Raw genomic sequence first — 25,559 nt, 5'->3', positions numbered from 1 at the left:
CCAGGAGGATTCTCCTGGCTTCATATATATATTCTTCTATATTACTATAGCTTTTATATTGGTTTTGTCATATCGATAACGACATATCTCTCTTTGTATACAAACAAAAAAACCTTAGAAGAAAAATCTTCTAAGGTTTCAACTAATTAATTAGTTAATGTTGTTTTTTGCAACTGTTGCTAATTCAGCGAAAGCTTTTTCGTCATGAACAGCTAAGTCAGCAAGCATCTTGCGGTTAACTTCGATGCCAGCATTTTTAAGACCGTGCATTAAGCGGCTGTAAGAAAGACCATTCATACGAGCTGCTGCGTTGATACGTGTAATCCATAATTTACGGAAGTCACGTTTCTTTTGACGGCGGTCACGGAATGCATACATTAGAGATTTCATAACCTGTTGGTTAGCAACCTTGAATAATGTATTTTTTGAACCGTAGTAACCTTTTGCTAATTTAATTACTTTTTTACGACGTTGACGAGTAACTGTACCACCTTTTACTCTTGGCATAATATTACCTCCTAATTGTTCTATATATCAGCCGAACTTATTTTAAGTTGTCAAGCATTTGACGAATGCGTTTGAAGTCACCAGCGCTTACTACACCAGCTTTACGTAGTTTACGTTTAGCTTTTGTAGATTTGTTAGCGAATAAATGGCTTGTGTAAGCGTGAGAACGTTTCAGTTTACCTGATCCAGTCTTTTTGAAACGCTTTGCAGCGCCGCGATGAGTTTTTTGTTTAGGCATAGGTATTTCCTCCTCTATCTATTACTTATCGTTTTTCGGTGCTAAAACTAAGAACATACTGCGTCCTTCCATTTTAGGCTTAGATTCGATTGTACTAACTTCAGCACAAGCTTCTGAGAAGCGATCTAAAACACGTTGACCGATTTCTTTATGAGTAATGGCACGTCCTTTAAAGCGAATTGACGCTTTAACCTTGTCGCCTTTCTCTAAAAACTTGATAGCATTACGAAGTTTTGTGTTAAAGTCGTGTTCATCAATTGTTGGACTTAAACGAACTTCTTTCATGCTAATTACTTTTTGATTTTTGCGCTGTTCTTTTTCTTTCTTCTGTTGCTCAAAGCGGAATTTACCGTAGTCCATAATGCGGCATACTGGCGGTTTCGCATTTGGAGCAACTAATACTAAATCAAGATTAAGATTTGCAGCTAAGTCTAAAGCGTCATTACGAGACTTGATTCCAAGTTGATCGCCATTTGCACCAACTAAACGTACTTCACGTGCACGAATTTGCTCGTTAATCATCATATCCTTGCTAATAGTAAGCCACCTCCAAGGTTTTCTCAGAACATAGTTTGTAGTCATAGAACCCGACAAAAAAAGTGCGGGCATACGACACCCACACTTGTAAAATCTTAAGTAAGAAATACATTTACCTGTAAACTGCGAATGCGTCCATCAGGTGAGAAGCGGGTGCTTCTACTTGTTCCACAAAACAATATTCTATTATCCTTGATGAGTTTATCATAGGACATGACGTCTGTCAAGAAGACGCGATGTGTTTTACTAACAACAAGAAATATTGTAACAAACAACTAACATACTTGCAATACTTTTTTACGATAAGTATTACATGGTTTTTTTTTCTAATTTCTCTTACTTATATTACATAGAAAAGCCGCGGTATACCGCGGCTTTTTCTTATCGTTTTCCTTCTACTTTAATCATGTCAACAAAAGCATCTAATGCGATTGTTTCTGATTTTTGTTCACCGTATTTACGTACGTTTACGCCGTTTTCAGTTACTTCATTGTCACCTACTACAAGCATGTACGGAATTTTTTGCATTTGTGCTTCACGGATTTTGTAACCAATTTTCTCTTCACGAGTATCTAATTCAACACGGATACCAGCACGGCGTAATTCGTCTTGTACTTTCTTCGCATAGTCTAAATGTACTTGCGGAGAAACTGGAATTACTTGTACTTGAACTGGAGCTAACCAAGTTGGGAATGCACCTTTGTATTCTTCAATTAAGAAGGCTACGAAACGTTCCATTGTAGATACAACACCACGGTGAATTACAACTGGACGATGTTGTTTACCGTCTTCACCAACGTAAGATAATTCAAAGCGTTCTGGAAGTAAGAAGTCTAATTGTACAGTTGAAAGTGTTTCGTCTTTTCCAAGAGCAGTACGAACTTGAACGTCAAGTTTTGGACCGTAGAATGCCGCTTCACCTTCAGCTTCATAGTAATCAAGACCCATTTCATCCATAGCTTCTTTTAACATACCTTGTGCTTTTTCCCACATCTCATCATCAGCATAATACTTTTTAGTATCTGCTGGGTCACGATAAGATAGACGGAATGAATAGTTCTCTAAACCGAAATCTTTGTACACTTCTAGAGTTAAGTTTACAACACGTTTTAACTCTTCTTTAATTTGATCTGGGCGAACGAAAATGTGTGCATCGTTTAAAGTCATTCCGCGTACACGTTGTAAGCCAGATAACGCACCTGACATTTCATAACGATGCATTGTTCCAAGTTCCGCAATACGGATTGGTAATTCACGATAGCTGTGAATATCGTTTTTATAAACCATCATGTGGTGAGGGCAGTTCATTGGACGAAGAACTAACTCTTCATTATCCATTTCCATTGATGGGAACATACCATCACGGTAGTGGTTCCAGTGTCCAGAAGTTTCATAAAGCTCTCTGCTTCCTAGTACTGGAGTGTATACGTGATCATAGCCTAAGCTCGCTTCTTTATCAACGATGTAACGCTCGATAATGCGGCGGATTGTTGCACCCTTTGGTAACCAAAGTGGTAAACCTTGTCCTACTTTTTGGCTATTAGTAAATAGTTTTAATTCTTTACCTAATTTACGGTGATCGCGCTCTTTCGCTTCTTCAAGCATACGTAAGTGCTCATCTAATTCTGCTTTCTTAACGAATGCAGTACCGTAAATACGTTGTAGCATTTTATTATTGCTATCGCCGCGCCAGTAAGCACCTGCAACGCTTAATAATTTAAATACTTTAATTTTCCCTGTAGATGGAAGGTGAACGCCACGGCAAAGGTCGAAGAATTCGCCTTGCTCATAGATTGAAATAATAGCATCTTCTGGAAGATCGTTAATTAAATCTAATTTTAACTCATCGCCGATTTCTTCAAAACGACGAATTGCTTCTGCACGTGGTACTTCATGACGAACGATTTCTAAGTTCTCGTTCACAATTTTTTGCATTTCTTTTTCGATTTTCTTGAAGTCTTCAACTGTAATTGCTTCTTCCATATCAATATCGTAGTAGAAGCCATTTTCAATTACCGGACCAATGCCAAGCTCAACCTTAACATCTTTATATAAACGTTTTAATGCTTGTGCTAAAAGGTGAGCTGTTGAGTGGCGTAAAATATATAAGCCATCCTCAGAATCTAATGTAATGATAGAAACTGCACCATCTTCTTCGATTGGTGTAACAAGATCGATCATCTCATCGTTTAATTTTCCAGCCACAGCTTTTTTCTTTAAGCCTGGGCTAATAGAAGCTGCGATTTCTTCAGTTGTTACGCCTTTTGGAAACTCCTTCACAGCTCCATCAGGGAAAGTAATTTTAACTACATCTGCCATCACTGGTCACTCCTCTTTTTCTCAAAATAAAAAACACTCATCCCGTAAAAAGGGACGAGTGTTGAATTCGTGGTTCCACCCTTGTTCCAATTAACCTTATTGTTAATTGCTCAAGTTCAACATAACGGTGTTGTCCGTTAGCAATTACTAGAAGAATCGTTCACTGCTAAAGTTTAGAGGTGGTAAGTAATAATCCCGTACTAGGAAGCTCACACCCTAAGGCTTCCCTCTCTGAAAATCGTAGAAAACTACTCATGTCCTCATCATGACATTTCAATATATTTCATTTATGTAGGTAATTATATGCTCAAAAACTTAGAAAATCAAGGGCGTTACCTTTATTTTTTAAATTTTTCACATTACGCTCAAACTCATGTAATCCATGTAATTGTACCCGTTCTTGAAATACATTTCGCAAAGTAATAATCATATTATGGTCTTGTTCTTTCGTATATAAATAAATTTTTTTCGGCGAAATAGAAAGAAGTGGCGCAATTACTTTCGTATCAATATATACATCCTTTTGCTTCAATAATTCCTCATCTATATATTGAACCAATTTCTCCTGTTTTAAACGTCTACCTTTATCATCGTAGAAAATAAAACTCTCATCAAAAATAAGATGCACACAGGACAAACGTGATTTCCGGCTACGCACTTGTTGCCTTAGCGACTCAATAAACATTTGATATTCTTGTTCCAACTTATACTCATCAATCGCCACTTCGGCAAGCTTAGCTACCATTTCCCTATATGTACGAAGACGAAAACGAACATATGATGAAAACGAGAATGAAAGTGGATCACAAAGCCAGTTATCTAAAGAAGATTTAATATATGATTCAAATGTGTGACGCGTTAATTCACGGGTAATCCCTTTTCTTCTTCCCTTTAAAATCTCATGTGCCATATGCAATATTTGATGACACTCTTCCTCTTCTTCATAAAAAAACTTCTCTTTTAAGATTGTATATATCCACTCATTTTGTTTCACATTCACAATAAAATATACCATTACTGGCAATAAAATCTTTTCAATATAATTCGATTCACCTACCGGTATGTGAATCACCACTTTTTGTTCCTGTAAATACACACTCGTTTCATCATATAACAGTTCCGCTCTTTTCAGTAGTTGTCTATATACGTGCATAGCATCATTTTTTTCTTCGAAGCAAATTTCAATCACTTTTGTCCCCCCTTTTATCCCTGCTCTAAAGGACTGTATCTATACGTTACAAATCCTATAAGAGTCCGTCCCACGTGAAGTTCACTCTTAGTAGAATTACATTTCCTATCGTTAGAAAATCCATTCAATATGGCTTGCTAATTTTATATATATTAAGGGAGGGAGAAAAAAATGATACAAGCTACTACGAATTTTCAATAAGAACTTTTCATTTTACAATTCAACTACTTTAAAAAGTACTTCATACGAAAAAAGAGCAAGCTTCTAAGCTTACTCTTTACTTATGACGACGGTTTTTCCCGCCAATTGTAATTGGTTTCGCTAAATATTTAATTCGTTCCATAATACGAGCTGCTTTCATTTCTTCCGCTTCACCGCGCTGTGTATACGTTAAATGATGTTCTAGCTCCTTGAAATCAAAGTTAGACGTAAAGAACGTCGGTAAGTTTTCTAACATACGGAATTGTAAAATTGCACCAAGCACATCATCACGCACAAAGCTTGACATCGCTTCTGCTCCAATATCATCTAACATTAAAACTTGTACGCGTTTCACCGCATCAATCTTTTCCCCAATCGAATTATCTTGAATCGAGCTTTTAATTTCACGTAAAAATTCAGGAAAATATACGAGCATCGAACTTATTTTCTTTCGAGCAAGCTCATTCGCAATTGCCCCTAGCAAATACGTTTTCCCTACACCAAATTTACCGTACAAATATAAACCTTGTACTTTTTTACCAGGTTCATATGTACTTAAAAATTCATTAGCTGCACCAATTGCATCAATACGTGCATCTAAATCTGATGGATCCAAGTTTTCCATCGTTGCCTGTAAAATATCAGATGGCATATATACACTTTGAACGAGTTTTTCATATTTCTTTCTCTCGTCATATGCTACTTTTCTAACGCAACGATCGTATTGAATATCGATCATCTTCCCTTGGATAACGAGCTTTGGCTCATATCCTTGCAACATGTTTTTACAAGAGCCTAAATCTGGACAATCCGCGCAACCTACACTTTGTCCAATATATTCGTATAACTTCACAAGGCTACGCTCAATCATAGAAGTTGTCACTTCACCTTGATGTGCGTCTATAAATTCTTTCACACGAGGATGTGCCATTACTTCCGCCTTTAATACTTCATATCTATTTTTAAAATTTTCATTTTCCATTAACTTTGCAAATGAATTTTGAATATGCTCCATTTCCTCACCTCAAAGAGCGTTCATTCTCTTCTATTAATCACGCTTATATTTTTTCAACACTTCTTCTAATCGTTTTCGTTCATCCTCTAACGTAGTTGCACCTTTTTCAACACTTACATCTTTTTTCACAGTTTCTTTTGCTTGTTCTTTCGGCTCTTCTTTCAGCCAATCTGGTACCATTTCTTTTCGCACTGTTTTCTTCGACGTACGACCTTTTTTCTTCGTCTCAGCCCATTCCTGATATTGACGGTTTTCTTCTTTCGCTAACGCCATTGCTTCAGCTACTGTACCGACCTTTTTACGCGCCCAATGCCCAGCAATCTTTTCCACGTACGTTTTCGCAAGTTTCATATCTGAGCGTAGCATAACGTAATAAATAAGTACATTCACAACACCTGGCGTTAACTTTTGATTGATCATTACATCTTCAACGATTTGCAAGTCCGCCTTCGTCGCCTCTGCACCACCAGAGATTTCTTTCAATAACTGCTTTGGTGAGATTTCCTCTAACTGTTTGATTAACATCTCTTCTTGCGTAGAGGGCTCTTTCTCTTTCATCATACGCGCAGCATGAGGCTGTACTCTTTCACTCAATACAGGTAACGCTTGACCGTTTTCAAACTGATACCAATCACGTGCTCCTTTTCTAAGCCTTTCAATATCAATTGTCTGCATCTCTGTCACCGCACCAAGAACGATATTTTGCATCGATAACACATCTACATCATACACGTAAGCAAGTGTAATGACACATTCTCGCACTTGATCTGTAATTGCCTTTTTAGGGACAAGAGCGGACAATCCATCTACAAATAAGGAGAAATCAAAGAAATCATTCCAAACTTTTGGAGCGTCTCCCTTTTCGCGACTTGGCATAGCTGTCGTTTTCGGAATACGAAGATCCTCTTGCGCATGCTCAAGCTGTCCTGGATTAAACGAACCAAATACATCATTGAAAGAACGCGTAACATTTTCATAAGATACAAAATCAAATTCTTCTTCTAAGAAATATTGCTTTACTTGATTATATTTTGTCCGACTCAATCGATTGTATAAAAAGATACTTAAAACAATATCATCAAAAAACTGCTTCGGAGATAAAGGTGGTTGCAGCTCATATATAAACATTCGAATATCTTTTTCTTTCTTAATATATACTTTCAAAAGTCCAATTGCCTCTAACTTTACTCGTTCCCCATATATTTCAGGAAGTTGCATTTGCATAGTCACCATAAGGGAATGATGCGTATTCTCTTTTCCAAACACACGATCTTGCTCTAACTCTCCCCATAGCGTCATGTACAAGCTAAAAGCTCTACTACCTATTAACGGTTGGTACAACATCGTCAACACTTTTCGGTCGTAATTATGCAGTAACCCTTTCGCACTTACTTTATAACGATCAATCGGCAATAGCTCCATCCATGACTGTTTTTCCATTCTTGCTTTTCCTTTCTCTCATCCAATCTATCCTCTACTGCATTCGTTCTATCTTTACTATATAATTTCTTAGCGAAAAAGAGCTATTAGCTTTCGCTTCTAGCTCTCTTATCTCATTCCTTACAGTATGTAAAGAGAATACAATACAAATTCTACTCTCTTTCTTTTTGCAGTATATCTTTTAATTCTTCAATAAATACATTTAAATCTTTAAATTGGCGATATACAGAAGCAAAACGCACGTAAGCAACATCATCGATATCACGCAGTTCTTCCATAACAATTTCACCAATCATATCACTTTTCACTTCTGATATACCTAAATTACGAAGTTCACGTTCCACACTTTGAGTTACTTCTTCTAATTGTCTTAAAGATACTGGTCTTTTTTCGCACGCTTTAATTAAGCCACGTAAAATCTTTTCTTTATTAAACTCTTCTCGTGTGCCTTCTTTCTTTACAACGATAAGAGGTGACTCTTCTACTCTTTCAAATGTTGTAAAGCGGCTTAAACAACTTTCACACTCTCTCCTTCTTCGAATAGAGCGCCCCTCGTCTACCGGACGCGAATCTAACACTCTTGTACCATTATGAGAACAGGATGGACAACGCAATATATTCACTCCTTTACACTATACTCTTTATTTTTTCTCTACTTACTTCATCTGACAATATATATACATTATTATATAACTCATTCTAACTCTCTTACCACTTTAAGTTAAAGCACGTTATGTCATCATCTTGGTTTCGAAAATAAGATGGTAGATGGAATGCTAACTTATTCGTAAGAGCTCCATTTATTTACCTAACGAGTACGTTATATTTCCCCTTTTTTATAAACTAAAAAAGAGGTGCATTATACACCTCTTTACATTTTAAATCAATTATGTTCTTTTTTAAAGAGCTTTTGTTTCTCTCTGCTTAATTTCGAAGCTACCAGTGCCTCGAGGAAGCTCGATGCTCTCACGCGTTTTCGCGTTTAAACCTTCTGCAATATATTCTGCAGCAACATTTGGATCAATACGATCCCCACAAGTATAAACATCAATACTTGCGTAACCGTGCTCCGGAAAGCTATGAATTGTTAAATGTGATTCCGAGATAATTACTACTCCACTTACACCTTGTGGTGCAAATTTATGGAAAGCTACCTCACGCACTTCAGCACCAGCTCTTAGTGCTGCATCCACAAATAATTGTTCAATATACGGCATGTCATTAAGCTTGTCGAAATCGCAATCCCAAAGTTCAGCGATCACGTGACGACCCATCGTATCCATAGTATCCATTCTACAGTTCCCCCTTGTAAATTTATTCTAACTGTTCGAATTGAAAACTAATTTGCAATTTGGCTTGCTCCACTACCACGGGGGAAAGTTAGTCCAGAGAGGTCCTAACCCTTTAAGTAGTGACTACGTACCTCAGCTCTTAAGTTTACGAGTGTTAGTATACTTTGTTTATTTTCATTTTGCAACAACAGTTTTTTCGATTTTCTGTCATATTTTCCTCTTTACTTTTCCCTAAAAAAAATAAATGATTCACAAATACAGTAATCCCAACGTTTCGTGGTATGTCCACTTCCGAAAATATACTCCTGTAATTTTTTTCCTTTTCAGAAAAAATTAAAAAAAGAGGGCAAATATTCACTTGCCCTCTCCCTTATTCACTTAAATATGTTGCACATTTTCTTGTTTCGCTAATTCTTCAACAACTAACGTTACAAGATCTACAACACGACGAGAGTAACCCCACTCGTTATCATACCAAGCAAGTACTTTCACTTTACGATCACCCATTACCATTGTAGATAAACCATCAATGATAGCTGAGTGTGTATTTGTATTAAAGTCAATAGATACTAAAGGCTCTTCACTGAATTCTACAATGCCTTTAAGCGCACCATTTGCAACAGTTTTGAATGCCTCGTTAATAGCTTCAACTGTCACATCACGTTTTACATCTACTACTAGGTCAACAAGAGACACGTTTGGTGTTGGTACACGAAGTGCCATACCATGAAGTTTTCCATTTAAATGTGGAAGAACTTTTGCTAGCGCTTTCGCAGCACCTGTCGTTGTCGGAATAATCGATTGTCCGCAAGCACGTGCTCTTCTTAAATCTTTATGTGGGTTATCAATATTTTTTTGGTCATTTGTATAAGCATGAACTGTCGTCATTAAACCGTTTTCAATTCCAAACTGCTCATCTAACACCTTAACAACAGGCGCTAAACAGTTTGTTGTACAAGATGCATTTGAAATGACAGTATGTTTTGTAATATCTAATTGGTCTTCGTTCACACCAACTACAATTGTTACATCTTCATTTTTACCAGGCGCTGTTAAAATAACTTTTTTCGCTCCAGCTTCAACGTGAAGAATTGCTTTTTCTTTTGAATTAAACTTACCAGTTGCTTCAATTACAACTTCAACACCTAGATCTGTCCAAGGCAATTCCTTTGGATCGCGGTTGTTTAAAAGGCGAATCATTTTCCCATCAACTAATAAGTGATCTTCAAATGCTTCTACTGTTCCGTCAAACTTGCCGTGAACTGTATCATATTTAATTAAATGTGCTAACGTTTCAGATGGATAGCTTGCATTGATTGCTACAATTTCGAATGCGCTTTCTTTTATTGCCTGACGAAATACCATTCTCCCAATACGTCCAAATCCATTAATTGCCACACGAGTCATAATATGTTATCCCCCTTGAATGCGTTATACTATTTATCTCCAATCCCAATAATAGTATAACACAAAAAGGGGATATGTCACTAAGCATTTTCATTAATTTCACAATTTTTTAGTCAATAATGTTCCAATTCTTTAAAATTACCTGCAATTGTGTTTTCGTTTCCATAATTGTGCCATCATTATTTATCACTTCATCTGCATGTTTCACTTTTTCCTCTAACGGCATTTGAGATTGAATACGTGCTGTTGCTTCTTCTTCTGAAAAATTATTGCGCTTCATTAAACGTTCTAATTGCGTCTGCGGCTTAACCGCTACAACTAAAACACGATCAACGAGACTTGTTAATTTACTTTCAAATAAGAGAGGAATATCTAACACAATCGCTTGCGCACCTTCTTTTATGTACATTTCCTTTTGCCTATTCATTTCCTCACGCACTGCAGGATGAACAATTTTATTTAACTGCAATCGCTTTTCTTCATTATTGAAAACGACACTTCCTAATTTCGGCCGATCCAGTTCTCCATCTTCTTGTAATATTTCCGCTCCAAACACTTCCACTATTTTGTTATATGCTGGTTTTCCTCGCTCTACAACTTCTCTTGCAATAATATCCGCATCAATAACCGGTATACTTAACTCACGAAACATTTCTGATACCGTACTTTTCCCGCTTGCAATGCCTCCCGTTAATCCAATTACTACTGTCATCATAATCCTCCTCACAATATAAAAGGCGCGAAACTAATGTTCCACGCCCATACTTACATTTTCCAAATTCCAATAATAATGAGTAATACCCCAGGCAGGAATGTAAATTTTTGTAACCATTTCATATTTGATAAAACCGTTCCAAGTTTCATTCCGATAAATAAAAACAAAGAACTCATAACCGCAACTAATATTGCCATCATTGCAGGTGCATACCCTAATAAAGATGCACCAATTCCAGCACCGAACGAATCTACAGAAAGAGCGATACCAAGAAGCAATGCTTCTCCTGCAGAAATGGTGCCTGATTTATCGAAATCTGCGACAGTCGGTTTCCGTAAAATTTGGATCACTAGCCCGAGTGAAGCAATTTCTAATTTCCAAACCTTCTCCTCTTGCTTCAGTTCTTCTTTTTTCTCACTTCGAAAAAATTGGTATAATACCCAAATTCCTATTCCAATAAGAACAAGCCCACCGATACGCGTTGCGGTAACAGGTGAAAATATTTTTGCGATCATATGTCCAATTCCCATTGAAACAAGCATAACAGCCGCTGAACACATTCCGATAATTATAATTGATCTTAGTGGAATTCTTACACTTCTTAACCCATATGTTAGCCCTACACTACAGCTATCTAAGCTTAATGTAAAAGCTAATAAAATAAGAGATAAATAAAGGTACATCGGTAAGCTCCTCCCTTATACATAGCTCTGCTGTATGTATATGACAAATGCCTATCCGATGTTATCTCTTTTCTATATTCTTGGCTGACAAATCGGGCAGTAATGCGTTCCTCTTCCGCCAACAACTGTTTTTTCTAATATCGTACCGCAAGTCACACACGGTTCTCCTTTTTTTCCGTATACATTTAGAAGTTCCTGGAACGAACCAATTTGCCCTTGCGAGTTAATATACGTTCGAATGGTACTTCCGCCACGCTTCACTGCTTCGCCTAACGTTGTAACAGTCGCCTCGTAAATTCGTTCGATTTCTTCTGTTGTTAAAGACGACGCTTCTCGCTCTGGATGAATTTGAGAACGGAATAAAACTTCATCTACATATATATTTCCAAGTCCCACTAATAGACGCTGGTCTAATAATACAACTTTTATTTTACGATTCGTCTTTTGCAATCTCTCTTGTAAATATTGTGGTGTCAATTCAGCATCAAAAGGCTCCGGACCTAAATCAGCAAGAGGCATTTGATTCAACTCTTCACCTTTTTTAAAGAGGTGCATCGTACCAAACTTTCTCACATCTTTATAATGTAATTCAGTTCCATCTGTAAATAAGAAACGGACGTGCGTATGCTTATCAATTGGCTCATCCTCTTGATGCAGTAAATACTTACCTTCCATACGCAAATGTGAAACAATGGCATAATTCGTTACATATAAAAGCAAAAACTTTCCTCTTCGCTTTATACTTTCAATCGTCTCGCCTTTTAGCATTTCTTTAAAGATTTCTGCATCATCTGGACGTTTTACTATTTTGGGATAGGTAACAATGACATCTTCAATTGTTTTTCCTGTTACAAGATTTTCAAGTGTCCGTCTGACGTTTTCAACCTCTGGTAATTCAGGCATTTCATCACTTCCTTATTTTGCGTCGTACCAAGTTGGACCGTAAGAATAATCAACTTTTAGCGGAACTGCGAGTTCAATTGCATGCTCCATTACTTCTGGTACAAGCTTCTCTAATTTTTCAATTTCTTCTTTTGGTGCTTCAAATATTAATTCATCGTGTACTTGCAGAAGAAGACGCGCTTGTAATCCTTCTTCTTCTAAACGATCTGCCATAATAATCATCGCTTTTTTAATAATATCTGCTGCAGTACCTTGAATTGGTGTATTCATAGCTGTACGCTCAGCAAAGCTACGTAAATTGAAATTACGACTTGTAATTTCTGGAATGTAACGACGGCGATTTAATAGTGTAGCCACATATCCTTTTTGCTTCGCATCTTTTACGATGTCATCCATGTATTCTTGTACACCAGGGAAACTTTCTAAATACTTTTCAATAAATTCCGCTGCCGCTTTTCTTGTAATTCCTAAGTTTTGTGAAAGACCATAATCACTAATACCATACACAATTCCGAAGTTAACAGCCTTCGCTTGTCTTCTCATATTTGAAGTTACTTCATCTTTTTCAACGCCAAATACATCCATAGCTGTTTTCGTATGAATATCCATATCATGTTGGAATGCGTCAACTAGCCCTTTATCATTTGCAATATGAGCTAATACACGAAGTTCAATTTGCGAATAATCCGCTGCGTACATAATCCATCCTTCTTCAGATGGAACGAATGCCTGACGAATCTTTCTTCCTTCTTCTAATCGAATCGGGATATTTTGCAAGTTTGGATCCGTTGAACTTAATCGGCCCGTTTGCGTTAATACTTGATTGAAACGAGTATGAATTTTAGATGTGTCTTCATGTACAACTTTTAATAAACCCTCAATATACGTTGAGTTTAGTTTCCCTAATTGACGGTAATGTAAAATGTTTGGAATAATTTCATGGTGATCCATCAGCTTATCTAGTACATCAGCTGACGTAGAATAACCTGTTTTCGTCTTTTTAATAACTGGTAAGTTTAAGTTCTCAAACAGAATAACACCTAACTGCTTCGGTGAATTAATATTAAATTCTGTTCCCGCAAGCTTATAAATTTCCTGTTCCATTTCCTTTAATCTACCTGCAAGTTCTTCTCCCATATTACGAAGGCGCTCTGTATCAACTTTTACACCTTTTACTTCCATATCAGCTAATACACGTGCAAGCGGTAATTCTAACTCTGTAAACAGTTCATATTGCTCATTCTTCTCTAATTCTTCAACGAATGTTTGTTTTACATCATATAATACATGCACTTTACGAGCTACATGCTCCGCTACTACTTCTAACTCTGGCACAGCACGCTTCACACCTTTTCCGTAAACTTCTTCATCGGATTTCACAGCATGCGTTTCTTTCATTTTCGCTACAGTACGGAAATCTTTATCCGTATCAGCCGGATCAAGTAAATAAGCGGCGATTAATAGATCAAAGTCGATCCCTTGCATATCTATACCGTTCCATTTCAGTGCAACGATCGCACGCTTCGCATCAAATGTATGCTTTCTCATTTCCCCATCTGCAAGCCACTCTTTAAAAGCGTCTGACTTAAGTGCAATGTCTGTCTGAATAAAGTAGCAACCATTTTCATTTTGAATACCGAAACCTTGAATATCTGCTTTATGATAGTTATCTTCTTGTACTTCAACAATAAGCGCACTATCTTGCTGAAGCATCTCATCTGTAACTTCTTCCACAATATCAAATGTAATATCATCTAATTCCGCTGGAGCCGTTTCTTCTGGCGTAACACCTAATTTATTTAAAAGAGATGTAAACCCTAAATTCTCAAACATCGGAATGACATCACTCGCTTCATACCCTTTATACTCCATATCATCCACATGCACTGTAATCGGCGCATCTGTAATAATAGTTGCCAGATCTTTACTCATAAGAGCTTGGTCTTTATTTGCTTCCAGTTTTTCTTTTAATTTCTTCCCGCTTACTTGATCTATATTTTCATACACTTCTTCAACCGTTCCAAACTGTGTTAACAATTTAATCGCAGTTTTTTCACCAACTCCTGGTACACCTGGAATATTATCTGATTGGTCTCCCATTAAACCTTTCATATCGATAATTTGCTTTGGTGATAAGCTGTATTTCTCAAATAAAGCTTCTTTCGTATATTCATCTACTTCCGTAATCCCTTTTCTAGGAATACATACAAGCGTGTTATCAGAAACAAGTTGAAGTAAATCTTTATCTCCTGAAATAACCTTTACATTTGCTCCTTGTTCACTCGCTTCTTTCGCTAGCGTTCCCATAATGTCGTCCGCTTCATAATTTTCTAATTCATAGCGCGGTACGTTGAATGCATCAAGCATCTCACGAATAAACGGAAATTGCTCTGATAATTCAGGTGGAGTCTTTTGACGCCCTCCTTTATACTCACTATATGTTTTATGACGGAATGTCGTTTTCCCCGCATCAAATGCTACTAACATATGCGTCGGTTTTTCTTCCTCTAATATTCTCATCAACATCATTGTAAAACCGTAAATTGCGTTCGTATGTATACCTTTGTCGTTATTTAAAAGCGGTAGTGCAAAGAAAGCACGATACGCGATATTATTACCATCTACTAATACGACCTTTTTTTCCAAATCAGAAACCTCCCCATACAAATTTGAAATGATTTTTTTCACAGAAAAAAACCGTTCCTTTCCTCTCTCTATATTAACATGACTAATAGAGAGAAGAAAAATAACGGCTATTTTCTATCATATATAAAAACGTTTACTAATATAAAAGGGAAGTGACGAGAACAGCATAACTATTCTCGTCCAAAATTACTCCTTGGATGAAGGGGTTTTCATGTATTATATTAACAGAGCTTTATTAATATTTAATTAAGCCATTGTTAATATATTGTAAACATCCTTCACCCTATTTTTCAGTTGCTGATTTTGGTAAAACAACTGTAAATGTTGTCCCTTCCCCAACTTCACTATCCACTGTAATCGTACCGTGATGCGCCTCAACTAAATGTTTTACAATCGATAATCCGAGACCTGTCCCACCAGTATTTCGACTTCTCGCCTTATCTACTCGGTAAAAGCGTTCAAAAATACGTGGAATTTCATCTTTACTAATACCAATTCCAGTATCCGAAACTTTTATATAAGCATTATATTTATCTTCTGCTAATTCTACAGAAACAACGCCTCCAGCCGGCGTATATACGATTGCATTGTTAATTAAATTAATAAAGATTTGCTTCAAACGACTTGGATCTCCAATGACAGAGACTCGTTTTAGCGTATTTACTTGTAAAGAGATTTCTTTTTCTCCCGCTTTATTATCAAGCACCATATGAATGTCTTCAAGAAGTCCCTTCATATCAACGGTCCCCATACTCAATTTAAATCCTTGTTGTTCAATCTTTGATAGATCTAATAAATCTTCAATTAACCCTTGCATGCGTTCACTTTCTTTTAAAATAATGTGTAAGAAATGTTCGCAGAATTTTTTATTATCCATAGCACCGTCCAATAGCGTTTCCGAAAAACCTTTAATAGAAGTAATCGGCGTCTTTAGTTCATGAGAAACATTCGCTAAGAAGTCTTTTCTCATTTGTTCTAATTTCTTCAGCTCAGTAATGTCATGGAATACAAGGACAATTCCTTTCCATTCATGATTCGTCCCGATAATTGGTGCTCCATATACTTCAAAATGCTTTCGCTCAATTCCAAGCGGCAATAACATTTGTTTACGCACTTTCACTTCTGTCATAAAGATTTCTTCCACAAGCTCTATAATTTCTGGATGATGAAACGATTCATAATATAAACGATCTAAATATTCTTCATCTGTTACGTGGAAAGTTTCTTTATATGAACGGTTTACAAGGTTTATATAACCGCGACTATCAATTAAAATCATTCCACTTCCCATATTTTCAATTAACGTATGCAGACGATCTTGTTGCATTTCTTGTTCAAGTGTCATCTCTTGTAAATTACGAGCTAAAATATTAATCGCCTTACTCAACATTCCCGTTTCATCTGAATGATTTTCATAAGCGCGTGCTTTATAATTGCCCTTCGCTAATTCGATAGCAACTTTCGTAACGGATTCAATCGGCCTAATGTATTGCCCTGTAATTCTCATACCTAGAAATACGACGACGAGACACGCGATAACAAATCCGATAATTAATAATCCCCACGTTTTTTGATGAACAGCTTTCAAAGGCTCAATTGTACTTTTCACCAAAATGTAACCTTGTTTCCCTGCTACATCTTGAACGAATACCGCATGGTAAAATTCATTATTTTGATCGGTTTCTTTCGTAATGACTTTATTTCTTTGTTTTGTCGTTTCAGAAGAAAGTTCTTTAATCATCCCTTGGCTAAACGCAGAATGTTCTCCTCCGCTATATTGAACTTTCTTTTTTTCATCTACAAATGCAATAGACGCCTGAATTTTTTCTTCTAACTTTTCAAATACATACGGATTTTTTAAAACATCATCAAAACCTTGTTCTTCTGCTAATACCGCAACGTATTCTGTCTCTTTTACCATTCTCTCTTTTGCATGATCTATATAGTAGTTTTCAAACACAGTTTCCAGCAGTAAACCTAGTCCGACTAAAATGAAAACAATAAGAGAAACAAATGTAAAAAGAAGCCTGGAACGAAATTTATTCATCCCCTTTTGGCTCCTCTAATTTATATCCTAAACCACGTATCGTTTTAATGTACGTCGGTTTTTTCGTATTTTGTTCAATTTTATCACGCAAATGGCTAATATGAACGTCAACAATTCGTGTATCACCAGCAAAATCATAGTTCCATACAGCACTTAATAATTGATCACGCGTCAACACACGGCTCTTATTTTTCGCAAGATAAACAAGTAGTTCAAATTCTTTTGGTGTTAGTTCAAGCTTTCTTCCTTGGAAATAAGCCTCATAAAACTCTGGCAAAATTTTAAGGTCAGCAATTGTGATACTCTCTTCATCTGATGATTCTGTAACTTGCTCTTCTTGTTGCAATTTCGTACGGCGTAAAATCGCCTTCACACGTGCCACAACTTCCCTTGGACTAAACGGCTTCGTCATATAATCATCCGCCCCTAGTTCAAGACCTAACACCTTATCAAATTCATCATCTTTTGCTGTTAACATTAAAATCGGCGTCATAACGCGCTGCAATCGTAATTCTTTACAAACTTCCATACCATCCATTTTTGGAAGCATTAAATCTAATATAATTAAATCTGGGCGTTCTGTTGTCGCTTTTTGAAGCGCCATTTCTCCATCCATCGCTGTTATAACCTCAAACCCAGCTTGTTGTAAATTAAATTCAATTAAAGTTAAGATAAACTCCTCATCATCAACTACTAAAATACGATTGTTCATTCTTTTCCTCCAAGTTATAGACTTGAAACCTTCTTCATCCTAGTATTTTCCCCGTTATTCTCATCATACTAGAAAACAAGGTCCCTCTCAATATAATTGTCTATTCATGGATTCAGATTGTTCTATCGTTATTACTCATTCACTTCCATTAACGTGTTGTTATCCATACTTTATACACATCTATCTTTTCATTCCATTCTACTTCCGTATGAATATTGAATTCTCGATTTTGCGCTAGTAAAAACGAAAGAGCATATGCTATTTTATAGTCCGGCGTTTCATATCCATCAAATAGTCTTCCATACATTTCATTCGCGACCCCGTCCGCCCACACTTCAGCTTCTCTCATCGTTTCAAAGATAACGTCTTCTTTTTTCCATCTCATCCTAAAAAACCCCCCTTCATTGACTTACATTACCAACACTTATATTATTAATTTAAATATATAAATATTTATTATATGGAGGTCTTTTATGCGACTAGTTCTACCTATTCTATCTTTAATAGTGACGTGTATTCTTACATTCAACGCCCCAAGCTGGGATACGATTAAAACAGGCTGTTCAGATTTCGCTGAAGGATTCACACAAGGATTCTTCAACTAAAAATAGCGCTAGCCCCTTATAGTAAGGTATGCTAGCGCTATTCATATTTTCATTTTTTAAAAATTATCTAATGCTTTTTCCATAATAGAAACTGATTTGAAAGGCGGCGTTACTGTTAATGAACCTTTTACAACCGTTTCTCCTTTTTCATCATGAGCAGATACAAGCATATCAATTGTATGCTCCTCCTCAGAAACAGCCACAACTTCAAAGTGGATTTGTAACGTTTCATAATGGTGAACATGCTTCACGAACGTAAGGTCCTTTCTCGTAATATGACTACCTGGACCTGGTAAATATTTCGTAACTGCCGTTGTAATCATTCCAGTTAGCATAATGCTTGGTACAATCGGCTTTTCATACGGAGTTTGGGATGCGTAATCATGCTGAATATATAATGGATTGGCATCATTCGTTAAACCTAAGTACAATAACAAATCTTTATCCTCAATTTTTTCAGTGATAGATAATTTCTCTCCTACTGTAATTTCATCCATTTTACGACCAATTTGAACTTTTTTCTTTAACATGTTACAACCCCCTCCGATTTTTTCACCTTATTATCCTACTAAAAGCGATACTTGATCCGAAAATTACTATGATGAGGGCAATGTATAGTATAAATCTATAGTTTCATTATAGGATACACCAAATGATAGCGTTTTCATATTATTTCAAAAAAACATTTGCATATATAGTAGAAAAAGATTCGGAGCCCCGAATCTTTTTCTACTTATATTTAATTATTAAACAAGAACCTTCATAACATTACGTACAGATTCCACAGAGCGATCTAGCGCTTCTTTTTCATCTGCAAGAAGTTCTAATTCAATAATTTTTTCAATTCCGTTACCACCTAGAATTACTGGTACCCCTAAGTAAAGGTCACTATAACCATATTCACCTTCAAGGTAAGCAATAGCCGGTAATACACGGCGTTGATCTTTTAAGATTGCTTCTGTCATTTCAACTAAAGAAGCAGCTGGTGCGTAATATGCACTACCGTTTCCTAATAAGCCTACAATCTCGCCGCCACCTTTACGGGTACGTTCTACGATTGCTTCTAAACGCTCTTTCGGAATCAACGTTTCTAACGGAATGCCACCTGCATAAGAATAACGTACAAGAGGTACCATATCGTCACCGTGTCCACCAAGAACAAATCCTGTAATGTCTTTCACAGAAAGATTCAATTCTTGTGCGATGAATGTACGGAAACGAGCTGTATCTAATACGCCCGATTGACCGATAACACGCTCTTTCGGGAATCCCGCTTCTTTAAATACAGAATATGTCATTGCATCAACTGGATTTGTTAATACAACAATAATTGCATTTGGTGAATGTTTTGCAATGTCGCGCGTAATACTTTTCATAATTTTAGAGTTTGTTGCTACTAAGTCATCACGGCTCATACCAGGCTTACGCGCAATACCTGCTGTAATTACGACAACGTCAGAATCAGCAGTATCTGCGTAATCAGATGTTCCAATAATGTTAGCATCAAAACCTTGTACTGGGCTCGCTTCTAACATATCTAACGCTTTCCCTTTTGTTGGATTTTCCAGTTGTGGAATGTCCACTAATACAACATCTGCAAGTTCTTTTTGTGCTAATAAGAATGCTGTTGTTGCTCCTGTAAATCCTGCACCGATGACTGAAACTTTCTTGCGTTTGATTGTCATAATTTACCCCCCCGCTTTAATTATGCGTTTTTGATTATCGCTACATCCATGTTTTTAATAAGTTCATTAGCGAACTCAGAACATTTCACTTCTGTTGCACCTTCCATTAAGCGTGCGAAATCATAAGTTACTACTTTTGAAGCAATTGTTTTCTCAACAGAAGCAGTTACTAATTTCGCAGCTTCGTTCCATCCTAAGTGTTCTAATAATAATACACCAGAAAGAAGAACTGAAGATGGGTTTACTTTATCTAAACCTGCATATTTGGGAGCTGTACCATGTGTAGCTTCAAAGATAGCATGTCCAGTTACATAGTTAATGTTTGCACCAGGTGCAATACCAATTCCACCTACTTGTGCAGCAAGTGCATCAGAGATGTAGTCTCCGTTTAAGTTCATTGTTGCAACAACATCGAACTCACGTGGACGAGTTAAAATTTGTTGTAAGAAGATGTCTGCAATAGAATCTTTTACGATAATTTTTCCAGCCGCTTCAGCGTCTGCCATCGCTTTATTCGCTGCATCTTTACCATCTTTCTCAACGATACGATCATATTCAGCCCAAGTAAATACTTTGTCGCCGAACTCTTGTTCCGCTACTTCGTAACCCCAGTTTTTGAAAGCACCTTCTGTAAATTTCATAATGTTTCCTTTATGAACTAATGTAACAGAAGAGCGTTTTTCGTTGATTGCATATTGAATTGCAGCACGAACAAGACGCTTTGTCCCTTCTTCTGAGATCGGCTTAATACCAATACCAGATGTTTCTGGGAAGCGGATTTTATTAACACCCATTGCTTCTTTTAAGAAAGCAAGAACTTTTTCTGCTTCTGGAGATCCTTGTGCATATTCAATTCCAGCATAAATGTCTTCTGTATTTTCACGGAAAATAACCATATCAGTATCTTCCGGACGTTTTACAGGTGAAGGAACACCTTCAAAGTAACGAACTGGACGTAGACATACATATAAATCTAATTCTTGACGAAGTGCTACGTTTAGAGAACGAATACCACCGCCAACTGGAGTTGTAAGTGGACCTTTAATCGCGATTAAATACTCACGGATTAAATTTAAAGTTTCTTCTGGTAACCACTCGCCTGTTTGGTTGAATGCTTTTTCCCCTGCAAGCACTTCTTTCCAAACGATTTTCTTCTCACCATCATAAGCTTTTTCAACTGCTGCTTCTAGTACGCGAGATGCAGCTGCCCAAATGTCAGGACCAATTCCATCTCCTTCGATAAATGGAATAATCGGATTGTTTGGTACATTCATAACACCATTAGTTACAGTAATTTTTTCACCTGTCGTCAATGTGATAACCCCCATGTTTGAAATTTCATATGTATGAAACTGAGGGAATAACCCCTCAGTTCAAACCGTTAGTCAAATTAAAATATTCTAATCATTACATCTTTCCGAAAAAATCAGACTTTTGAAAGCGTATTTTCACTATCGAAATAGTGTTTTTCGCTTATCGTTGTGCAATTGGAACGTACACTTGATGTGTTGGTCCATTATAGTCAGCACGCGGACGGATTAAACGGTTGTTTTCATATTGTTCTAGAATATGAGCTAACCAGCCTGACATACGGCTAATTGCAAAGATAGGTGTAAATAAGTCATGGTCAATTCCTAAACAATGGTATACAGAAGCTGAATAGAAATCAACATTTGGTGGAAGACCTTTTTCTTTTGTTACAATGTCTTCAATTTTGATAGACATATTATACCATTTGTCTTCTCCTAAAAGCACGCATAATCTCTTGGACATTTCACGTAAATGTTTTGCACGTGGATCACCTTGCTCATATACACGATGGCCAAAGCCCATGATTTTCACTTTATTTTGAAGAGCATTATGAATATATGATTCTACATTTTCTTCTTCGCCAATTTCAGTTAACATCTTCATTACATTTTCATTTGCCCCGCCGTGAAGAGGACCTTTTAACGCACCGATTGCTGCTGTAATACCAGAATATACATCTGAAAGTGTAGCTACACAAACGCGTGCAGTAAATGTAGAAGCGTTTAACTCATGATCTGCGTGAAGTACAAGTGCCTTATCAAAAGCTTCAATTTCAACTTCATTTGGTTCGCGATCATTTAACATGTACAAGAAGTTTGCAGCTAATGATAAATCGTTTCTAGGCTCAACAACATCTAGCCCTTTACGAATTCTTGCATAAGCAGCAACTAAAGTCCCCACTTGAGCCTGTAATTTAACCGCTTTCAAATAATTGGACTTTTCATCCATAATTTCAGCGCTCTCATCGTATAATGATAGCATGGAAATTGCAGTTCGTAAAACCGACATCGGATGTGCGATTTTTAAATCTACTTGTTTCAAATATGTTAAAATCTCATCTGGCACTTTATAGTATTCCGATATAGTCCCTTTAAATTTCTCTAGTTCTTGTTCGTTAGGAAGCTTGCGATGCCATAATAAGTATACTACTTCTTCAAATGTAGCATTCTCCGCTAAATCATCAATATTATACCCAACATAAGTTAATGTATCATCAATAATAGAGCTCACAGATGATGTTGTTGCTACTACCCCTTCTAAACCTCGAATAACAGTCATGACATTCTCTCCTTTTCCTGAAAATTCTCCCAACCTTGCTCCTTATATCTATTTGCTTCCCTTTTGAATTATGAACGCCCGTTCACTCTTTAGGCAAGCAAAATGCACGATCATGCAAATTTGTTGCGATGTTCCCCTCTTATTGTCCATTGTTTACATGGAAAGCATGAGCGTGAATGTCTCCCCGAATCCTCACGCTCAAAACAACAAGTTAGTGAGGAAAATTAATTCCGAAGAGTTTTATGATAAAAACAACATAAAACAANNTTGTTTTATGTTGTTTTTATTTTATCTGGTGTAAAGTCTCTGCTGTTATGTAACTTTTCAAAGTTTCTAATCCTATTATAAACAATTATCTGACTTTTGTGAACAGAAAGAATTCAAAATTTTTATATTACTATAAAATTCCTTATTTAAACATCTGTATAATACTCATAACTGCATAGGCAATTCCAGCCCCAATTAACGGACCTACAGCAACTCCATTAAATAAAGCAACCGCTATAATTGTCCCGAAAACGAGGGCAGTTGTAATATGAGGATCCGTCGTTAATAATTGCACGCCGCCTTTTGCTAACAAGGCAACCGCTACCCCTGAAGCTAAAGCAATCCATGCATAATACGATTTCGCTGCTTCTCCGAGTTGTTTAAAACCTATCTCCCCCGTCGCAATCGGGACGAGTACTGCTATTGTAATAACCGTAACACCGAGATTAATTCCTTTCGTTTGTAAATATGGAAAGACTTTATCTCCTAGAAACGTAAATTTCAATAAAAATAACACACCAATAGCTACAGTTAGCGATTGGTTTTTCGCAATAAGTCCTATAATAAGTAGTATGAATAAAAATAACGTTGACTGACTAATCATGTTTACACTTCCTTTCTGAAAATAATGAACTCATTTCCAAACAAAAATACCTTTAAACCTATCGTTATACATGCTATATCGATGCCTATTCAACATGAATCACTTCATTTTTTTATGTATTTTAAAATGATAACCTGAGACTTTCACCATCAAAATGGAAGCATGTATACATTTTTAAAAACGGTCGTCTCTCCTTTCTTTTCTAAAAAGAAACAGGTAAAATAAAAAGAAGAGAAAATGAAGTTTTTACCATATAGTAGAAGCATCAACACCAAGCTTTCACAGTCACTCACGTACTGAAAAAGCAGGAAAAATCCATCATTCCACTATAACATAAAGTGAAACTTTAATCAGTGGGGCATTTTCCACTGATTATTAGCCTTCACCAATCGGGCATTTACGGGCAGTTTATCTCCATGTAACTCCTTTGATACAGCTGCACTTCGGGTAGGAGATTTACTTGCCCGCAAATAGCGGGGTAAAGTGAAACTTTAATCAGTCGGGCACACTCGTTATAAGTTGAACGAATTAGGATAATCCAAATTGGAATGGGAGGTATACATCTTTGAATCGAAACTTACTATATATGATATTGCGACTCATATTTGTCATTGTAGCGACGGTAGCCGGGTTCTATGCATTACTATATATGTCAGGACTTATCTACCCTTTCATTATCGCTTTCGCATTTGCTTATTTGATTAATCCTGTCGTCAATTTCCTTAATCAAAAACTACAATTTCCTCGCGCACTCGCAGTACTCGTTAGCTTAATTCTCGTATTCGGAGCTATCGTCGGACTCGTTACATACCTTGTAACAGAGGCAATATCTGCCACAACATACTTACTACAACTTGTTACAGTAAAGTTTCCAGATATCGTTGCATTCGCTCAGCAATTTGCACTTAATCATATTATGCCTCTCTATGATGATTTAATTTCTAAATTTAATCATCTCGGGGAACCACAGCGCTATACGATTACACAAAACATTCAAAACCTAGGAACAGAAGCAACGACGCAAATGAAAGAACTTTTAACGGCTATTATAAGCGGATTAACAAATTTCATTAGTGCATTGCCAACAACTTTAACTGTGCTTGTATTCGTTTTATTAGCCACTTTCTTCATTAGTTACGATTGGCATCGTCTTGCTCAGAAAGTAAGAAAATTTTTACCCAACCGTGTTCACGGCTATGGAAAAACGATTTTTGTCGATTTAAGAAAAGCTTTATTCGGTTTTGTTAAAGCGCAACTTACACTCGTATCTATGACAACTATTATTGTATTAATCGGACTTTTAATATTACGCGTACCATACGCCATTACTATCGCGATTATTACAGGGGTTGTAGATTTACTCCCGTATTTAGGAACAGGAGCTGTCTTCGTTCCTTGGGTTATATACGTATTTTTCACTGGCGACACTGCTTTCGCCATTGGTCTTCTCATTTTATATATCGTCGTGATTGTCCAAAGACAAATTATGGAACCTAAAGTACTTTCTTCTAATATCGGTCTCGATCCATTAGCAACACTGATTGCTCTATTTGTCGGCTTTAAACTCTTTGGCTTCTTAGGATTAATCATCGGTCCAGTCACCTTAGTACTACTTAATACATTGCACAAAGCTCGTGTATTCCATGATTTGTGGAAATATATTAAAGGCTCACCTTCAAAATAATAGTTTCTAATTCATACACAACAAAAAACTTACATGTAATCAGTGGGAAATTCCCACTGATTATTCCTTGCACTTATTTTTCACACTCATTACACACAACAAGAGAATTGCCCTAAAAAAGGATAATTCTCTTGTTTTTTGCATAAAAAACGTATATTACGAGGTATTTTTACATATTTATTCTATTAACTTTATAATTATTACTTACATTTATTACTTTTTATGTAAATGAATAAATATACAAAAGTGCATAGAATTACACTTAAACTAATCA

At 36.5% G+C, this 25,559-nt stretch carries 24 protein-coding genes and 2 other annotated features; of the genes, 2 read left to right on the top strand and 22 right to left on the bottom strand.

What is annotated here, in order from left to right:
* Nucleotides 1-150: 150 nt before the first annotated feature.
* The 17 genes from rplT to COL05_RS06945 all read right to left on the bottom strand — a co-directional run bounded on the left by rplT (nucleotide 151) and on the right by COL05_RS06945 (nucleotide 18,236).
* A complete protein-coding gene (gene rplT / locus COL05_RS07030; RefSeq protein WP_001138362.1) occupies nucleotides 151-507 on the bottom strand; it encodes a 50S ribosomal protein L20 in 357 nt (118 codons plus the stop codon).
* A 37-nt stretch (nucleotides 508-544) separates the two neighbouring features.
* Nucleotides 545-745: a 50S ribosomal protein L35 gene (gene rpmI, locus COL05_RS07025; RefSeq protein WP_001125945.1), complete on the bottom strand. Its 201-nt coding sequence runs from the start codon at nucleotides 743-745 to the stop codon at nucleotides 545-547.
* A gap of 21 nt (nucleotides 746-766) precedes the next feature.
* The gene (gene infC / locus COL05_RS07020) at nucleotides 767-1,270 is read right to left on the bottom strand and encodes a translation initiation factor IF-3 (protein ID WP_000973214.1); all 504 of its coding nucleotides are present in this window, start codon (nucleotides 1,268-1,270) and stop codon (nucleotides 767-769) included.
* Nucleotides 1,271-1,332: 62 nt separating this feature from the next.
* Nucleotides 1,333-1,453, bottom strand: a sequence feature (ribosomal protein L20 leader region).
* A 210-nt stretch (nucleotides 1,454-1,663) separates the two neighbouring features.
* On the bottom strand, nucleotides 1,664-3,601 hold the full coding sequence (thrS, locus tag COL05_RS07015; protein ID WP_098668061.1) for a threonine--tRNA ligase: 1,938 nt from the start codon (nucleotides 3,599-3,601) through the stop codon (nucleotides 1,664-1,666).
* A gap of 47 nt (nucleotides 3,602-3,648) precedes the next feature.
* Nucleotides 3,649-3,877 (bottom strand) — a binding site (T-box leader).
* 31 nt (nucleotides 3,878-3,908) lie between these two features.
* On the bottom strand, nucleotides 3,909-4,790 hold the full coding sequence (gene ytxC, locus COL05_RS07010; RefSeq protein ID WP_098668060.1) for a putative sporulation protein YtxC: 882 nt from the start codon (nucleotides 4,788-4,790) through the stop codon (nucleotides 3,909-3,911).
* Between the two features lie 277 nt (nucleotides 4,791-5,067).
* On the bottom strand, nucleotides 5,068-6,006 hold the full coding sequence (dnaI, locus tag COL05_RS07005; protein ID WP_098668059.1) for a primosomal protein DnaI: 939 nt from the start codon (nucleotides 6,004-6,006) through the stop codon (nucleotides 5,068-5,070).
* Between the two features lie 33 nt (nucleotides 6,007-6,039).
* Nucleotides 6,040-7,446, bottom strand: a complete 1,407-nt coding sequence (locus COL05_RS07000; RefSeq protein ID WP_098668058.1) for a replication initiation and membrane attachment family protein — start codon at nucleotides 7,444-7,446, stop codon at nucleotides 6,040-6,042.
* A gap of 152 nt (nucleotides 7,447-7,598) precedes the next feature.
* Nucleotides 7,599-8,060 carry a transcriptional regulator NrdR gene (gene nrdR / locus COL05_RS06995; RefSeq protein ID WP_001203687.1) on the bottom strand — a complete coding sequence of 154 codons (462 nt, stop codon included), beginning with the start codon at nucleotides 8,058-8,060 and terminating at the stop codon, nucleotides 7,599-7,601.
* 285 nt (nucleotides 8,061-8,345) lie between these two features.
* Entirely contained in the window at nucleotides 8,346-8,729 is a 384-nt protein-coding gene (gene speD, locus COL05_RS06990) for an adenosylmethionine decarboxylase (RefSeq protein ID WP_002003660.1), read from the bottom strand.
* Between the two features lie 387 nt (nucleotides 8,730-9,116).
* A complete protein-coding gene (locus COL05_RS06980; RefSeq protein ID WP_000198979.1) occupies nucleotides 9,117-10,145 on the bottom strand; it encodes a glyceraldehyde-3-phosphate dehydrogenase in 1,029 nt (342 codons plus the stop codon).
* A 109-nt stretch (nucleotides 10,146-10,254) separates the two neighbouring features.
* Nucleotides 10,255-10,857 (bottom strand): dephospho-CoA kinase, encoded by a 603-nt coding sequence (gene coaE, locus COL05_RS06975; protein ID WP_098668057.1) that lies wholly within the window; start codon nucleotides 10,855-10,857, stop codon nucleotides 10,255-10,257.
* A gap of 53 nt (nucleotides 10,858-10,910) precedes the next feature.
* Nucleotides 10,911-11,543, bottom strand: coding sequence for a sporulation membrane protein YtaF (gene ytaF, locus COL05_RS06970; protein ID WP_098668056.1), 633 nt, complete (start codon nucleotides 11,541-11,543; stop codon nucleotides 10,911-10,913).
* 72 nt (nucleotides 11,544-11,615) lie between these two features.
* Nucleotides 11,616-12,446 (bottom strand): DNA-formamidopyrimidine glycosylase, encoded by an 831-nt coding sequence (gene mutM / locus COL05_RS06965; protein ID WP_098668055.1) that lies wholly within the window; start codon nucleotides 12,444-12,446, stop codon nucleotides 11,616-11,618.
* 12 nt (nucleotides 12,447-12,458) lie between these two features.
* Entirely contained in the window at nucleotides 12,459-15,092 is a 2,634-nt protein-coding gene (polA, locus tag COL05_RS06960; RefSeq protein ID WP_142337385.1) for a DNA polymerase I, read from the bottom strand.
* Between the two features lie 283 nt (nucleotides 15,093-15,375).
* Nucleotides 15,376-17,139, bottom strand: coding sequence for a sensory box histidine kinase PhoR (gene phoR, locus COL05_RS06955; protein WP_098668053.1), 1,764 nt, complete (start codon nucleotides 17,137-17,139; stop codon nucleotides 15,376-15,378).
* The gene (gene phoP, locus COL05_RS06950; RefSeq protein ID WP_098668052.1) at nucleotides 17,132-17,851 is read right to left on the bottom strand and encodes a two-component system response regulator PhoP; all 720 of its coding nucleotides are present in this window, start codon (nucleotides 17,849-17,851) and stop codon (nucleotides 17,132-17,134) included. The genes phoR and phoP overlap by 8 nt, the downstream gene beginning before the upstream one ends.
* Nucleotides 17,852-17,999: 148 nt before the next feature.
* Nucleotides 18,000-18,236, bottom strand: coding sequence for a hypothetical protein (locus tag COL05_RS06945; protein WP_098668051.1), 237 nt, complete (start codon nucleotides 18,234-18,236; stop codon nucleotides 18,000-18,002).
* An 88-nt stretch (nucleotides 18,237-18,324) separates the two neighbouring features.
* On the opposite strand from COL05_RS06945, the gene COL05_RS31750 reads away from it, so the two are divergent.
* The gene (locus COL05_RS31750; protein ID WP_001241581.1) at nucleotides 18,325-18,456 is read left to right on the top strand and encodes a hypothetical protein; all 132 of its coding nucleotides are present in this window, start codon (nucleotides 18,325-18,327) and stop codon (nucleotides 18,454-18,456) included.
* A gap of 56 nt (nucleotides 18,457-18,512) precedes the next feature.
* On the opposite strand, the gene COL05_RS06935 is transcribed toward COL05_RS31750, so the two are convergent.
* The 5 genes from COL05_RS06935 to COL05_RS06910 all read right to left on the bottom strand — a co-directional run bounded on the left by COL05_RS06935 (nucleotide 18,513) and on the right by COL05_RS06910 (nucleotide 23,601).
* Entirely contained in the window at nucleotides 18,513-18,986 is a 474-nt protein-coding gene (locus COL05_RS06935) for a MaoC family dehydratase (protein ID WP_000914180.1), read from the bottom strand.
* A 216-nt stretch (nucleotides 18,987-19,202) separates the two neighbouring features.
* Nucleotides 19,203-20,141 (bottom strand): malate dehydrogenase, encoded by a 939-nt coding sequence (gene mdh / locus COL05_RS06930; protein WP_000153232.1) that lies wholly within the window; start codon nucleotides 20,139-20,141, stop codon nucleotides 19,203-19,205.
* Nucleotides 20,142-20,161: 20 nt separating this feature from the next.
* Entirely contained in the window at nucleotides 20,162-21,454 is a 1,293-nt protein-coding gene (gene icd / locus COL05_RS06925) for an NADP-dependent isocitrate dehydrogenase (protein ID WP_071715229.1), read from the bottom strand.
* A 160-nt stretch (nucleotides 21,455-21,614) separates the two neighbouring features.
* Entirely contained in the window at nucleotides 21,615-22,763 is a 1,149-nt protein-coding gene (citZ, locus tag COL05_RS06920; protein WP_142337383.1) for a citrate synthase, read from the bottom strand.
* 376 nt (nucleotides 22,764-23,139) lie between these two features.
* Complete coding sequence (locus COL05_RS06910; RefSeq protein WP_000625507.1) at nucleotides 23,140-23,601, bottom strand: DUF441 domain-containing protein; 462 nt, start codon at nucleotides 23,599-23,601, stop codon at nucleotides 23,140-23,142.
* Nucleotides 23,602-24,166: 565 nt separating this feature from the next.
* Between COL05_RS06910 and ytvI the strand changes: the two genes are divergently transcribed.
* A complete protein-coding gene (gene ytvI, locus COL05_RS06905; protein ID WP_098668049.1) occupies nucleotides 24,167-25,285 on the top strand; it encodes a sporulation integral membrane protein YtvI in 1,119 nt (372 codons plus the stop codon).
* Nucleotides 25,286-25,559: the final 274 nt, after the last annotated feature.

The sequence above is a fragment of the Bacillus sp. AFS059628 genome, from assembly GCF_002571225.1.
Classification (GTDB): Bacteria; Bacillota; Bacilli; order Bacillales; family Bacillaceae_G; genus Bacillus_A.
The sequence above is the reverse complement of the archived record's forward strand: the minus strand, read 5'-3'. Positions and strand labels throughout refer to the sequence as shown.